Below are 13583 nucleotides of genomic sequence, written 5' to 3'. Positions count from 1 at the left end.
TCTTATACACCCTTGATCGAGATCGTTGCGACCCGAGAAGCCGAGAAGGCCTGCGAGTGATCGATGTGGGCACGATGTGGGCACGCCGGTTCGACGTGTGGGCACCCTCAGCTGCTCCTCGGCGTCGGCAGTCCATGCACAGGGCGTGCATGCGATCACCCCTCCTCTCCGGTGTCGTCGGGCCCGAGGGCGGCGGCGATCCGCGGTCGCGCCGCTTCGTCCTGCCCGACTGTCAGACCCAGAAGGTAAGATTTTTTATCCATGAGCACAGCCGATGACCGGACCTGGGCACATGCACTGGTCGACGAGCTGGTGGGCCAGCCCGATCAGGCTGCCGACAGGGCTGTAGCGGTTCTGCATGCTCATGCTGCGGCGCTTGCGTGGGTGCGTGACACCACCAGGTTCTACCCAGCGCCGCCCAGTATCGCGGCGGAGTTGAACAGCGTCGCCATGCGACTACGTACTGGGGCTGACGAGGGCGATCCAGTGGCCGTGCTCGGCCGGGTGGCGGTCGACGCGCTTGCCGCTTACCGGGCAGGCGTGGCCGTATGAGCGGCTATGGTCCTTGACGACCTCGTGCTGAGCGCGGGGCTGGCCGGTACTGGCAACGAACACCACCGTAGGGAGTTGTCCCGGCTGCTGCGTGGCGCCATCGACGGCGGTCCGGCCTTGGATGTGCCGGCACTATGCCTGGCTGAAGTCACGGCAGCCCGTCCCGCCCTCGCTGGGCACCTCGCCGATATCATAGCTGCGGCGCTTACCGGCGCGATCGACATCTGCGGGCTGAGCCGCATCGACCACATCTAAGGGCGTCCCTGCCGACCTGCTGTCATTGTGAATGATTCCCGTAGGTCGTCGGCGGGGTGGGGATGGCTCAGCCGATGCGGTGGCCAGGTGTTTCAATCCCTTCAGGGATGATCAGTGGCAGATCCGGGCCGCGGCGTTCTTGAGGGTCATTACAAGACCAGCGGGCCATAGAAAATTATACGGAGCTTCTCGAGCTGCTCGTCCGCAAACACGGCCTGCTTACCCGAGACGGTCGTAACCCCGATCGACATGATTATCTCTTCAGGAAGGCGAGCGAACAGCTGGACCGCTCAACCACGCCCGTGTGCCGCGCCGACGAACCGTTGTGGCAGGAGACTGACCCGCGCCGTCGCCCGTGTCGGACCGGGTGGCGATTCGAGGAGGAAACCGTGCTTCGCCTCGCGCGCTGCGGCCGGGTATCGGTGGCACCCGGCCGCGGCGCGCGAATATCTCCGCGGGCACGCCGCGGCCCAGCGTACGAAGACGTTCAGATCCCTCCGTGATTCACCTGCGGCTCTGCCCGCGGCCGCGTCAGCGACACACCACTGGCCGTGCCAACACCGCCAGAGAGCGGTCGGTCAAATCGTGACCGTGTGCCGGAGAGCCCTGGCCCGAGGCGGCTCAGTGGATTCGCGAATCGGCCGCGGGCTCCGCGCGGCTGAAAGCTCCGCTCGACTGAAAGCTCCCTTTCGCCTCACCACGAGATGTCACAACGACGGTGCATCGCGCGGGTGACCCTCAATGCCAGGTTTATCTCGCCGGGCTGGCATCGAGCGCGCGGTGGAAGAATTCGGCGGTGTCACGCCGGATCTCCACCGCGTGTCCGGTGCAGCAGTGATCGCCATCGTCGTAGATTTTCAACGTGACTTCTTGATCCTTGTGTCTTGTTTGCAGGCTGTCCCTGAGCCATTCCTTGTCCCGTATGGTTACGAGTGGGTCTTTCCTGCCATGGACGATCCGCAGCGGAACCCGCACGTTGTCGAGCAACGCCTCGTTGCGCAACGAGAAAACCGCGTCGGCTTCGGGAAGATCGTTTGGGCCGGTCACGCCCAGCACCTGACAGTACTTGCTTTTCAGGAAAAACGGCAGTTTCCGGAACCCCGCCGTGTCGACGGGTCCGCCGAGGTCGTAGACCGCACCCACCCGTGGGTCCTCGGCGGCCAGCTTGATTGCCCACAGGCCGCCCCAGCTGATGCCGATGACACCGATGCGAGAAGCGTCGACCGGATATTGCTCGCTCACCGCGTCCATGGCTGCCTGGACACTTTTCGTGAAGTCCATCGACCAGGTCAGTCCCTCGAGAAAGAAGCTCTCGCCCTGGCCGGGTCCATCGAGACAGAACACCGCGAATCCGTTGTCCTGCAGCGTGAGCTCGGTCGCGAGGTGCTCCTCCTTTGTGTCATCCATGCCGTGAATGATTATGATGAGCGGCGCGGGAACGCCACCATTGCGCGGAAGGTGCAGGTTGCCATAGCATTTGCGACCAGCCCACGGGATCTCTACCCGGTGATAGAGCTCCCCCCACGCCAACGACTCGGCCGCCAGATAGTAGTCACGGGAGCGCCGGTACGCCGTGCGTTTCACGTCGTTGATGGGGAGGCAGCCCCACTGGGTCATATGCGCCAGATAGGATAGATGGCGAAGTCCGTCGATGCGTTTCTGCGCGCTCTGGTCAGCGTCCTTTTCAACCTGGTCCGCGGCCTCGTCAAGCAGGACCGTGGCGGCGTGTGGCCAGTCGTCTATGCTGTCTATGCTGTTAAGGAAGCGCATAAGAGTCTCGTCGGAGATGGATGATGCTCGCCACCTGTTCCAGAACGGGCGGGTCACGTTCTTGACGCCCACTGTCCTGGACAGGGAACGGACGGTCCAACTTGCCACTCTGTCGACGAATCGGTAGCTTTCCGTGTCGCTGACATTCGGATTTACCAAAGTGCTCATTAGTTTTTCACACCGAATTTCATGGACTCGACCGGAGTGAGTTCGATGAGTTTCGCGCCGCGACGGACGGCGTCCTCGTCAAGCGCCGCGATCGGTTCAGGCCGCGGATCGGTTGCCATTCGTCGTTCGTTCGCGTCGATGACCTGATAAAGGTCGAACCCGTATTGGTTACGCATGATTTTGCGACCGAGTTCATTGATCATGCAGTTCGTGCTACAGGTGCCGGTATTTTTCGGTTTGCTCCAGCCGATCTTTTCCAGATCGGCTATCTGTTCGTCGACTGACGGTTTGGCGACGATCTCGTAGAACGGCACCAGCGCGGTTCGGCAGGGTTGTGAATCAAGTAGTCGCGCGGCCTCGGCGTCTTTTTTCATGGCGTACGAGCGTAGCCGGGAGACGAACTTCTCGACCAGTGTGTCAACAGCTGGCAGACCACCACCGGAAAGCACCGGTGAACCATTCAGATCGAGCCGGTTCTGTCCTTTCTGCGTTCCGATGAAACAGAGTGGAATATCGTTGTCGTAGCAGAAGACCGTCGCGTGCGCGGCGATCGTCGCAAAGCACGGCCAACAAGCGGAACCATAGGTCATGGCGGAGCGGACCAAGTCACGGTCACCATCCTCGTTGACCGTGAAGCCCAGGCGGAACAACGAGTCCATCGGCCTGCGTTCGGGCTCGGCGATAATCAGCTCGATGCCGAGTCTCTCACAGAGCTTCTGTGCGTTCTTGATGGCGATCGGCGACTGGTAGCCCTGATTCAGCATCCACGCGGCAACCCGGAGGTCGCGCCGGGCCAGCTCCATCAGCATCCAGCTGGAATCCTTCCCGCCGCTGTAGAGAACCACCGCGTCGTACTTTGCTTCAGGGCGTTTCTCGGGAATGCTCGCGACGAGCTCTACCAGCCCCTTCATGGAGCCGGGCAGAACTGAAGAAAATCGGCTCGTGGCCGACGAGCCGAGGATGCGCCGCAGCCGGTCGTTATGATAGATCTGGATTATGAGGTTGAGTATCCACTTCTGATTTTTTTCGTTACCTTGTCCGTGCTCCGTTGTTCTGTTCGTTTCTGTGCAGTAGGAGCACAGGTCGCCAGCTGGGTGCGTGGACACGCCGCTGTCGGTCGCAGCGATGTACTGGTCGTAGGCGAGCGGCATCCCGCAACGTATACAGACGGAGGTGTTGATCTCAGTACTCATTATTGGCTCGCCTCTCAGGAGGATTTTTTTCCGATGGCCGCCCGCAACTTGTCGATGGGCAGCACATGCGGACCGCACTGCAGCGCTGGAATGCATAGCTTGTTCTGGTCGAATGCCGTCATGTATGCGCTGATCATTTCTGGTGTCGGTTCGCCGATGGTGGGTGTGATTCCTGGTTCCAAGGCAAATATCATGCCTTCGGTGAGGCATGACCACGCCGTGCTGCTGCCGTCCGCGCCGACTTCCGCGAAGTCGAACGGGAAGCGGGACCTGAAACCGATGCTGCGGCAGTCCACCAGGCCGGCCTCGCACGGTACGATGTCGGCCCGCTCCACGACACGCCGCCACGCGCCCTCTCGCGACCAACAGTACGGCTGACTGTCGTCAATCAGGATAGTGCCGGGGGCCACCTTGTCTATGTCCACGACGTACGCGGTGCTCACGGCACTGACGAGCACATCGGTCGAGTAGCAGGAGCTGTCCGCGGGCAGTGCGCCGGTGGCATCGGTGATTTCGAAAGAAGTTTTCAGCCCGATTGTGCGCCGAAACTCCTCGGCCAACCGATCGAGCTTACCGCTCATCTGCGGACGGTCGACCAGGACGAGTTCGCCGGGCTTCTCCTCCACCGTCGACAGCAACTGCGCGAAGGAACGCCCGATGCTGCCCACACCGATGACCGTCACCTTTTGTTCAGCGGGCCTGCGGCCAAGCTCCTCCACTGCCTTTTCGTATGTCCGCAGCACGCTGATCGAGGTGACCGCGTGCCCGGTCGTGACGACAATTCCGGCCTGTTCGGCCGGTTTCACGAGCTTGTGGCCGTACAACGAGAGCGCGCCGGTGAGACCACCGAGACAGAGCACCTTCGCACCGGTCTCGGCGGCGGCTGCGATCGCGTCGACCTCCAGGACCTGGCCGCAGCGCCTGCGGGCGGAGGCGTCGATGAGCTCGTCGGCATAGAAGGGCAAGAACAGGATGCCCACCCGCAACGCTCCGATCGTGACGATTTCACCGAAGACCGGTTTCATATGGCGCGTTAGTTGAAATCGGTCGGCCGTGCTGAGGTGGACACTCCAGGGAAACAGTCGGGGGAGATCGTTCTCGTCGCGCGGATGGGTGACAAGAACAACGTCCAACGCCCCGCTTGACTCCTTGGTTTTCCGCCATTCCGACAGAGCGTCGGGACCGATGAAACCGCTCGATTCTGACACGTCTAACCTCCTGTTTCAGGGCGGGCAAATATGGCCATCGGAAGTCTGTTGTGATCGATGCCAAGGAGGAGCCTAGCCACTGGACCGATTATGCGCATTCTCAGGTTTTCGATCAGTACGGATCGTCCTGAAAAAGAACATCCAGCGGTCCGGCAGCCTGTTTCCTGACTGGACAGATTTTCCGCGCGTTTGGATTTTTGGATTTGGCCATTTTTGCAAACGATTATTTTAGTTGGGTGATTTGTGGCTGAAGGCAATGGCCAGCGCCTCGTCCTGATCAGTTCGTGGGTGGGCGGCTGCCAGCGAGGTACTGCTACCGATATCTGGACCAATCGTCATTGGCTATGCGAAACACCCTCCGGCGGTAGCCGAGGGAGGGAGTAGCCGCTGCGCCGCACCTCGTCTGACCTAAACGCGATCGGCAATAGGGGTATGGATCAAGGAGTGGGGCTGGGGTGCGTGCATCGCGAGGCGGCGGAGGGAGCCACCGGAGGTGTTGGGTGGCGACTGACGGGCCGGGTACCCGTGCATCGCGCGGCGATGGACGGGGAGCGATGCGGCGAGGTGCGTGCCCTGGCCCCGCGACGCCGCGTCCCCTATTGCCGGGCGCTCTTAGCGGTCGATTTACATCGCTGTGATGGCAGACTATGTGTGAGGTGGTGGGCGACGGGAGGATGCGGATGACGGGGCAGTGGCTGTCGGCTGCCCGCCGGCTGTCATGCTGGAGCCTGTCATGTGCGGCGGTTGGGCCGCTGCCCATGCCTTTTATCGTCCGGTCCGCGGGAAGCTCGTGCGCCGTCCGGCCCACTGGGAGATCGTGATGCCTCCTTCGGGGTTGCTCGCGGAGGACCCGGAACGAATCGGTTCCTACGTTCTTCTTGGCCGGCTCGGTGCCGGCGGCATGGGCGTCGTCTACCGGGCGGAAGATCCGCAAGGGCTGGTGGTCGCGCTCAAGGTCATCCGATCCGATATCGCCGACGATCCCAAATTTCGGAAACTGTTCCGGCGGGAGGCCCGCAACGCCCAGCGGGTTGTGCCATTCTGCACCGCTCCGGTGCTGGATGTCAATGCCGACGCCGAGCAGCCGTACATCGTCACCGAATTTGTGGACGGTCCGACACTCAGCGCCGTGGTCGAACGGGACGGTCCGCTTCCGGGCATCGAGCTGTACCAACTCGCGGTCATGACCGCGGTCGCGATGATCGTGATTCACGATGCCGGCATCGTGCACTGTGATCTCAAGCCGTCGAACGTGTTGCTGTCCCCGCTCGGCCCGAGGATCATTGACTTCGGGGTTGCGCGTGCTGTGGACGCCACGACCGCAGCCACCCAGACGGGTGTGTTCGGGACACCTGCGTTCATGGCACCGGAGCAGATCAGGCGTTATAACAGCGTCACTCCGGCAGCGGATGTCTTTGCCTGGGGCGGTATGATTGCCTACGCGGGCACTGGCCGGCGGCCGCATGGGGACGGCCGGCCCGATGTGATGCTTTACCGGGCCGTGCACGACGAGCCGGATTTCGAGGGTTTGGACAGCGGGCTGCGCCCGCTTGTCGCGAAGGCGATGGACAAAGATCCCCAGCGCCGGCCGTCGGCGACGGACGTGCTCGTCGAGTTGTTGAGCAAGCATGCGCCGGAACAGGAACTGGAAGACATCCTGACCGAGATTCGTCGCGGCCAGCTCCGTGGGACGGAGCTGGCCGCGATACTCAAGCGGCTGCTCAGCCTCGCCGCGACGGCAGCTGAAACGACCGTCTCGGTCCTGCCCCCGCGGAGCGGGCTAACCGGCACGAATAGGCCGATTTCGACCATGAACAACACGACCGTTCCGGATGGGAACGCGCCGCGGCCGATTCCGGTCCCACCGGCTCGTCACCAGCCGGACCAGGAAAAGGGTAAGAAGGAAGGCACGCGTAATGGCGGGCTCGGCCGGCTCCTTCACCGGCGGCGGTCCCGTCTTCTCGCGGCGGTCGGCGCGGGCGCGCTGGCGGTGGCCATCATATGGGCCTACAACCCGCCCCACCCACACTCGGTCGTGAAACCCACGTACGTGATTGGTTTCCAGGGGACGCTGACCGGTGGGAACGCGGCACTCGGCCGCAGCTCCCTCCTGGGCGCCCGGACGGCTGTCGAGCTTGCGAACCAGGACCCTGATCTCCCCTTCAGGTTGACGATGAAGGAGTCGGACGATCAGGGTTTGGCGGATAAGGGTGCTGGCGCAGCCCGGGAACTCATTGACGATCATAGTGTGGTGGCCGTCATCGGCCCCACCTTCTCCGGGCCGGCGGAGAAGAGCATATTGAGTTACTCCGGCGCCGGTCTTGTAGCAGTGAGCCCGTCGGCGACCGGGCCCGGGCTGACCTCGCTGGGCGTGGGCCCGGTGAGTACCTTCTTCCGGACAGTTTCCCCGGACACGGTGCAGGGGCCCCAGAGCGCGAAGTACATGATTTCGAAACTCAGCCCTCGTGGCGTTCTGGTGCTCTTCGATAGCAGCAACTCATACGGTACGGGTCTCGCTGATGAGCTGGTGAAACAGCTCAACCGGATCCAGCAGCAAAAGAATTTGCCTGTCACCGTGACCACCCGGGCGGCTGCCCCGGGCACTGACTACGCGAAGCTTCTCACGGATCTCAGTTCGTATAACCTGGTGTACTACGCCGGTTATACGTCGGAGTTCGTCGAGATAATCAAGATTCTCCGGCAGCGGAAATTCACGGGCACGATAATGAGTGGTGACGGGAGTAACAGTGATCTGCTGCTCACGGGAGTGGGCGGGGACGGTGCTGAAGGCGTTTATCTTACCTGCCCGTGTCGCGAAGTCGCCGAGATCGAACCGCGGAGCCAGGCGGTGCAACAGTTCGTCGACGTGTATGAAAAGATTTCTTCAGGTGCGCAGCCGGACTTCTACGCCGCCGACGCCTTCGATGCCACCAGGGTCGTCATCGACGTCCTGAAGCGCCTGCGCGGAAAGGTGAGCCGCCAATCTGTCGCCCACACCTTCGGTGATCCGAAATTTATCAGGGATTTCGAGTTTGAAGGCATAACGAAGAAAATCAAATTCGATATGAGTGGAGAGGTGCAGGGCGGTGATATTTTCATCTACCAGGTCAGGGACGGGCGGCGGCAGTATATCGGCAGCGCGGTGGAGCTGGCCCGTGGGAATGGCTGACCCGCGCTGGCGCCGCTGCCGTGGTGAGTGCCCGTGGTGAGCCTGGTGGCCATGTTGACGAGCAGCCGCCTGGAGGCCGCCCGCTTGGGAGCCGGGTCATGTTCGGCTGCGTCGGCGGACTGGTGTGTCCGCGGACTGGTGTGCGTCGCGGACGCAGCCGGTCGTCGGCTATGCCGGGCGGCCCGCCGGGCACGCGAGTTTCCTGTGATGATGTCGCTTTGTAGTCATTTTTGTACGGAGAGAACTGATGGGGGGCGTTGAGTCTCGTTGCCGCGCCCGTCGGAAAAGGTTGCGCGACGGTTGTCACCTTCTGCGACAGGATGACCGGGTGCCGATCCGACGCCAAACCCCGTCAACCCGCACGCCGCGGCGTGCTCAGCCGATGCTGCCACTGCCGATCCGCAATGCCGGCCAGACAGCCAGGAGCCGTGATGTACCAGCGCCGGCATCATGCGGTGGCTGTAGCGCCCGGTGGACCGAGCCGGACGCCACACATTGCCGGATCTGTCATGCCACCTGGCAGGACCTGCAGGGGTTCGACTCGCATCTGGCGGAATGCCAGCCAGGACTCGTGATCCGCTCTGCTCGGGCGCCACGGCGCTGACCGTCGGATCACCTGCCGGGGTGGCGGCCCCGAGGGGCGTTCCCCTGTCATGGCCGACCGCTTCGCTGAGGCATGGACGGCTCGACCGCGTCCGAAAGAGACCTCATCGACGTGCCTCGCGGATGTTTTGTCCGTACCAGGGCGGTTTTCTGTCGTATCCAGGCCGGTTGGCTCGCCGAGCGCGTGGAAAAGGGCGCTATCCGCCGTCCGGCCCGGTGCGCCGGACGGCGAATTCTGGCTCGCCGGCGCCGCCTGTCCCGCCATTGTCGGAGGTGGTCGACAAGCAGCCGGTAGCCATATTTGTAGCATTTTGTCCACCACTGGTGAATGGAAGGAATCCTTGGCGGCCAACGACTGCGATCGTGATTCCTTCGCGTGTTTGGCGGCCCCTGGAATCCGGCACCTCGTCACCAGGGGTCACAGCTGGCGTGTCGACCCGCAGCGAGAAGCAACATATGCCCATCTGGAGTTGGTCAGTGCCACAACTGTCCAGCGATTTGATGTGACTCTCCGTCGTTGTTCGTCGAGGCAGCTGTAGCGCCCAGCGATCACCTCGTCCACAGTTGCGTGGGCGCAGTCCGGGATCTGGTACCAGCACCAGGGTCCGTTCTCGCAACTGGAGAGGCGGATCAGGAGCTGGTAGTCAGTTGCCGGGCCGGACCGCAGGTTGAGGTGGCAGCCGTTGGCGGCGGTGGGGAGCGCATACCAGTGCGTCGCAGACAGCGGGGTAGCTGCCCGCCGGGTTTCGGCGATCGCGGGCGAGCCCCAGGAGACGGCCATGGACGAGAGCAGGAGGCCTAGCGCCAGTGTGAAACTCTGGGCGAGCCTGCGTCCGCCGAGCTTGAACGGCTCCGGCAACAGGACTGCATTGCCGGGCGCTCTTACTCCGCGAACCGTGAGTTTGATCGTCTCGGGGCGGAACGCACCGACCGGGAACATGACACCTCCAGGACCATGGATCATTCACATGCCGATGGAGGAGGTTCTATCGTGGTTGTCGCTCTGTGTAGTGCTACGGCACGCCGTGCGCTCTGAAAGAGCCTGGTCAGCGTGCGGCCTCGGGCAGCGGGCCCACTCGCTGCTCACCTATGGCGAAGGCGGCGAAGTCGATGGTGGTGCCCGTCTCGGGCGCGAACGACCGGTCTCCGCCGCCGTACACGGCCGAGAACATGATGCCGCCGATGCGGACCTTGTCGGAAATACGTGGATTATAGCCGTGTTCTTTGACGGTTTCCTTGTTGTCGATCCAGACGTCCAGCAGCCCCTGAGAGAATGTCTCGAAGTTCATGCGGACACCCTGCTCGACACAGATCCACTTGTTAAGCTCCCATGTCCATGACTTCTTGCCGGAAACTTTGACCGGTGCGTCTGGGCGGGCGGTGTTCGAGTAGACGATCCCTTCGCCTTCCTTGCGCCAGGCGAACCGGCTGGCGAAACCGCTCCGGTCGGAGTCAGTACGTTGATCGTTTCCTTTGTTGTAGATGACTCCGTAGAACCCGGGGAGCTTCCCCCCTTTTCTGAAATCGAAATCATGTGGGAAGCGCACATAATAGCGCAGGTACATTTCGAAGGTCGGCCGGCCCTCCATGGCGACGAAGAGCTGGCTGCCGCCGTAGGTGTTGCCGTCGTTGTAAACCTGGGCCTTGGGATCGTTGAACGTGTCGCCCGCTGGTAGTGAGACCCGGACGATCTGCTGGAAGCGGGGGTCGTCGGAGGGCAGTATCTGCGCCCGGTCCAGGCCGAAAGTCGCGCGTTGCTGCGGAATGAGGCCCTTGCCGAAGAAGTCCGCCGCGCCAGTGTCCAGGAACCGCGCTGCCGCGCTCGCGCTCGGCGTCACTGAGGGGTCTGGCGGGAGGGTCTCGCTGGCCGGGTCGAAGGGGTGCTTGGGTTTCGAGCAGCCTGTCGCGGCCACGCCCAGCAGACCGAGTGCCGAACCGAGGACGGCCCGTCGGGTCCGGGCCGGTGCCGACGGAAGAACGATCGTGCTGTCAGCGGACTGGCCGGTTGGCGGAGCAGATGTTCCAGGCTGGCAAAATCCGTTCTTGTCGTTCATTTGTCGACCCCCGGCGGTCCGCCACTGAACTCACAATTAAGGGTGGCTGGTAATGGGGGATGCGGTATTGCGGGGCTGGGGCGCGCGGCTCGCGTTATCGTTTTCCGGGCATCGCCGCGTGATGTCCGGATACCCCGCCTCGTCGGTCGGCGCCCAATACCTCCGGCGCATCCCTCCGCCGTCTCGCGATGCACGCACCCCAACCCCGCTCTTTGATCCACGTCCCTGTTGCCGGGCGCTCTAATTCCGGAATTATTTTACCAATTATACCAGTACGGCGAACTCATCGGATATCGGGTCGCGGGGGCTGCCTGCTGGGCGGCGATCTCAGCACGCCGAGCTGGGATTTTTATGCGCGCGACCGGCAACAGGGGGATGCGGTATTGCGGGGCTGGGGCGCGCGGCTCGCGTTATCGTTTTCCAGGCATCGCCACGTGATACCCGGGTGCCCCGGATCGTCGGTCGGAACAGATCGGAACAGAACTGTGCAGCTTGCCGCCATGGTGTCCACGGCACCGGGTGAGAATCCGCGGCGCGGACCGCGGCTGGTCGGGAGTCGGGCAGGTATCTCACGGCGGGCGCGGGCGTCGCGCCCTGTCTGCCGGGCAGCCAGGCCGGAGCGCCGTTGCGGTCATCGCAGGGTGCTCCGGCTGGTGCCGACAGGCCCGCCGAAGCGGGCTCGGGCGGAGCGAGCCTACGGCCGGCCGAGCGCGTGGTAGTCCCACCCGGCGGCACGCCACTGGACGGGGCTGAGGGTGTTACGACCGTCGATGATGACGCGGGCCGAGACGACCGCGGTCAGCGCGGCCGGGTCGAGCTCGCGGAACTCCATCCATTCGGTGAGGTGCAGGACGATGTCCGCGTCGGTCGCGGCATCCACGGCGCTGTCGGCGTACGTGAGATCAGGGTAGGCGCGCCGGGCGTTTTCGATGGCGGCCGGGTCGTGCACCGTGACGGTTGCGCCAGCCTGGCGCAGGGCGCTGGCCACGGCGAGGGCCGGGGAGTCACGGATGTCGTCGGAGTTGGGCTTGAAGGCCGCGCCGAGGACCGCGACTTTCTTGCCGGTGACGTCACCGCCCAGGAGCCTGGTGGCGAGCGCGACGGTGTGACTGCGCCGCCGCAGGTTGATGGCATCCACTTCGGCCAGGAACTTCACCGACTCGCCCGCGCCGAGTTCGGTCGCGCGCGCCTGGAAGGCACGGATGTCCTTGGGCAGGCAGCCGCCGCCGAAGCCGAGGCCGGCGTGCAGGAAGCGGCCGCCGATCCGGGTGTCGTAGGAGATGGCTTTGGCCAGGTGGGTGACGTCGGCCCCGGTGACCTCGCAGACTTCGGCCATGGCGTTGATGAAAGAGATCTTGGTGGCGAGGAAGGCGTTGGCCGCGACCTTGACGAGCTCGGCGGTCGGGTAGTCGACGACGACGAGGGGAGTCCCGGCCTCGAGTACCGATCCGTAGACCCGGCGCAGCGTCGCCTCGGCCGTGCCGTCGGCTGTCACGCCGAAGACGAGCCGGTCCGGGCGCAGGGTGTCGTCGACCGCGAAGCCTTCCCGCAGGAACTCGGGGTTCCAGGCGAGCTCGACCCCGGGCGCCTCGGCGGCCAGCCAGTCGGCGAGACGGGCAGCGGTTCCGGCCGGGACCGTGGACTTGCCCACGACCAGCGAACCGGGGCGAAGCCCGCCCGCGATCAGCCCGCTGACAGCGGAGTCGACGTAGCGCATGTCCGCCGAGTTCGAGCCGGGGTGCTGCGGTGTCCCGACACAGATGAAGTGGACGTCAGCTCCGGCGGCGGCTTCGGCGAGGGAGGTCGTGAATGACAGTCGGCCGGACTCCAGGTTCTTCCGGAGCAGCTCCTCCAGCCCCGGCTCGAAGAAGGGCACTTCACCAGCGGCGAGACGCGCGATCTTGTTTGGGTCAACATCAACACCGATGACCTCGAACCCGAGCTCTGCCATGCAGACCGCGTGGGTCGCGCCCAGGTAGCCGGTCCCGATTACAGAAATTCTCAACGGACTAACAACTGTTGTCTCTTCCATGATAAAACGTAAACCCCCACCTGGCAGTAATGTTACTTTGAGTGTCGCGGATTCGACATGATCCGTTAACGTTAGGCAAGTCCGGGTCATGTGCCGCGGAGAAGAAAGATTATGCTTGCATCTGATGGAGCTAAAGTAAAACTACTCAACGTGATCGGCGTTTTTTGTAGCAGGGCAAGTGCGTTCGGTAGCAACGAGACCCCCGGTGTGTCTGCGATTTGCATCACACTGCTAGCGTCCTTCCAGCACTGCTATGGGGGGTGGGGGTTGTTTGGCCCGCACACCTGACGACCATTCTTTTGGCCGACATGATGAGGGCGGGCCGGCGGACATCTACTTTCTCGGGTAGGTCTTTCGGCAAGCCTCCGGAGGGAAACCGTTAGGCAATGGACGCGCTCAGTTCCGTGATCGACCGCATCGGATCGTACTGGGGGCTTGTTCCTCTCGGGATCGCTGGAGTGATCTCGTGGTCGGTGTGGTTGTTCCGACGGGTATTGTCTTCTCGCTACAAGCCGACCGAGAACGACTTCCGCGCCTCGACGTCCGTCGTCGTCCCCTCCTTCCGGGAGGACCCTGACG

Annotated in this window: 9 protein-coding genes and 1 pseudogene; 4 read left to right on the top strand and 6 right to left on the bottom strand. The window is 63.3% G+C overall.

Translation table 11 applies throughout. The annotated features are described in order from the left end of the window. Positions 1–261: 261 nt before the first annotated feature. The gene (locus MJ777_RS13065) at positions 262–552 is read left to right on the top strand and encodes a hypothetical protein (protein WP_239333375.1); all 291 of its coding nucleotides are present in this window, start codon (positions 262–264) and stop codon (positions 550–552) included. Positions 553–558: 6 nt separating this feature from the next. Then, positions 559–807, top strand: a complete 249-nt coding sequence (locus tag MJ777_RS13060; RefSeq protein WP_239376379.1) for a hypothetical protein — start codon at positions 559–561, stop codon at positions 805–807. A gap of 750 nt (positions 808–1557) precedes the next feature. Here the strand turns inward: MJ777_RS13060 and MJ777_RS13055 are convergent. From MJ777_RS13055 to MJ777_RS13045, 3 genes are all read right to left on the bottom strand, one after another. Continuing rightward, positions 1558–2577, bottom strand: coding sequence for a S9 family peptidase (locus tag MJ777_RS13055; protein WP_239376377.1), 1020 nt, complete (start codon positions 2575–2577; stop codon positions 1558–1560). Between the two features lie 167 nt (positions 2578–2744). Next, positions 2745–3938, bottom strand: a complete 1194-nt coding sequence (locus tag MJ777_RS13050) for a hypothetical protein (protein WP_239376375.1) — start codon at positions 3936–3938, stop codon at positions 2745–2747. A 14-nt stretch (positions 3939–3952) separates the two neighbouring features. Beyond that, a complete protein-coding gene (locus tag MJ777_RS13045) occupies positions 3953–5146 on the bottom strand; it encodes a hypothetical protein (protein WP_239376373.1) in 1194 nt (397 codons plus the stop codon). Positions 5147–5966: 820 nt separating this feature from the next. Here MJ777_RS13045 and MJ777_RS13040 point away from each other — a divergent pair. After that, positions 5967–8315 carry a bifunctional serine/threonine-protein kinase/ABC transporter substrate-binding protein gene (locus tag MJ777_RS13040; RefSeq protein ID WP_239376371.1) on the top strand — a complete coding sequence of 783 codons (2349 nt, stop codon included), beginning with the start codon at positions 5967–5969 and terminating at the stop codon, positions 8313–8315. Positions 8316–9336: 1021 nt separating this feature from the next. Here MJ777_RS13040 and MJ777_RS13035 read toward each other — a convergent pair. The 3 genes from MJ777_RS13035 to MJ777_RS13025 all read right to left on the bottom strand — a co-directional run bounded on the left by MJ777_RS13035 (position 9337) and on the right by MJ777_RS13025 (position 12923). Further along, entirely contained in the window at positions 9337–9858 is a 522-nt protein-coding gene (locus MJ777_RS13035; RefSeq protein ID WP_239376369.1) for a hypothetical protein, read from the bottom strand. Positions 9859–9964: 106 nt separating this feature from the next. After that, a complete protein-coding gene (locus MJ777_RS13030) occupies positions 9965–10831 on the bottom strand; it encodes a polysaccharide lyase (RefSeq protein ID WP_239310425.1) in 867 nt (288 codons plus the stop codon). 835 nt (positions 10832–11666) lie between these two features. Beyond that, entirely contained in the window at positions 11667–12923 is a 1257-nt protein-coding gene (locus MJ777_RS13025; RefSeq protein ID WP_239376367.1) for a UDP-glucose/GDP-mannose dehydrogenase family protein, read from the bottom strand. A 467-nt stretch (positions 12924–13390) separates the two neighbouring features. On the opposite strand from MJ777_RS13025, the pseudogene MJ777_RS13020 reads away from it, so the two are divergent. Next, positions 13391–13583, top strand: a pseudogene (locus MJ777_RS13020) (hyaluronan synthase); the annotation flags it as partial.

This window comes from Protofrankia sp. Cj5 (assembly GCF_917627405.1).
Lineage (GTDB): Bacteria > Actinomycetota > Actinomycetes > Frankiales > Frankiaceae > Protofrankia.
This window is presented reverse-complemented; position numbering and strand designations above follow the sequence as displayed.

Bases quoted from the DNA above. Each gene is read 5' to 3' on its own strand.
- MJ777_RS13065 (WP_239333375.1), top strand. From the start codon at position 262: ATGAGCACAGCCGATGACCGGACCTGGGCACATGCACTGGTCGACGAG.
- MJ777_RS13060 (WP_239376379.1), top strand. From the start codon at position 559: ATGGTCCTTGACGACCTCGTGCTGAGCGCGGGGCTGGCCGGTACTGGC.
- MJ777_RS13055 (WP_239376377.1), bottom strand. From the start codon at position 2,577: ATGCGCTTCCTTAACAGCATAGACAGCATAGACGACTGGCCACACGCC.
- MJ777_RS13050 (WP_239376375.1), bottom strand. From the start codon at position 3,938: ATGAGTACTGAGATCAACACCTCCGTCTGTATACGTTGCGGGATGCCG.
- MJ777_RS13040 (WP_239376371.1), top strand. From the start codon at position 5,967: ATGCCTCCTTCGGGGTTGCTCGCGGAGGACCCGGAACGAATCGGTTCC.
- MJ777_RS13035 (WP_239376369.1), bottom strand. From the start codon at position 9,858: ATGTTCCCGGTCGGTGCGTTCCGCCCCGAGACGATCAAACTCACGGTT.
- MJ777_RS13025 (WP_239376367.1), bottom strand. From the start codon at position 12,923: ATGGCAGAGCTCGGGTTCGAGGTCATCGGTGTTGATGTTGACCCAAAC.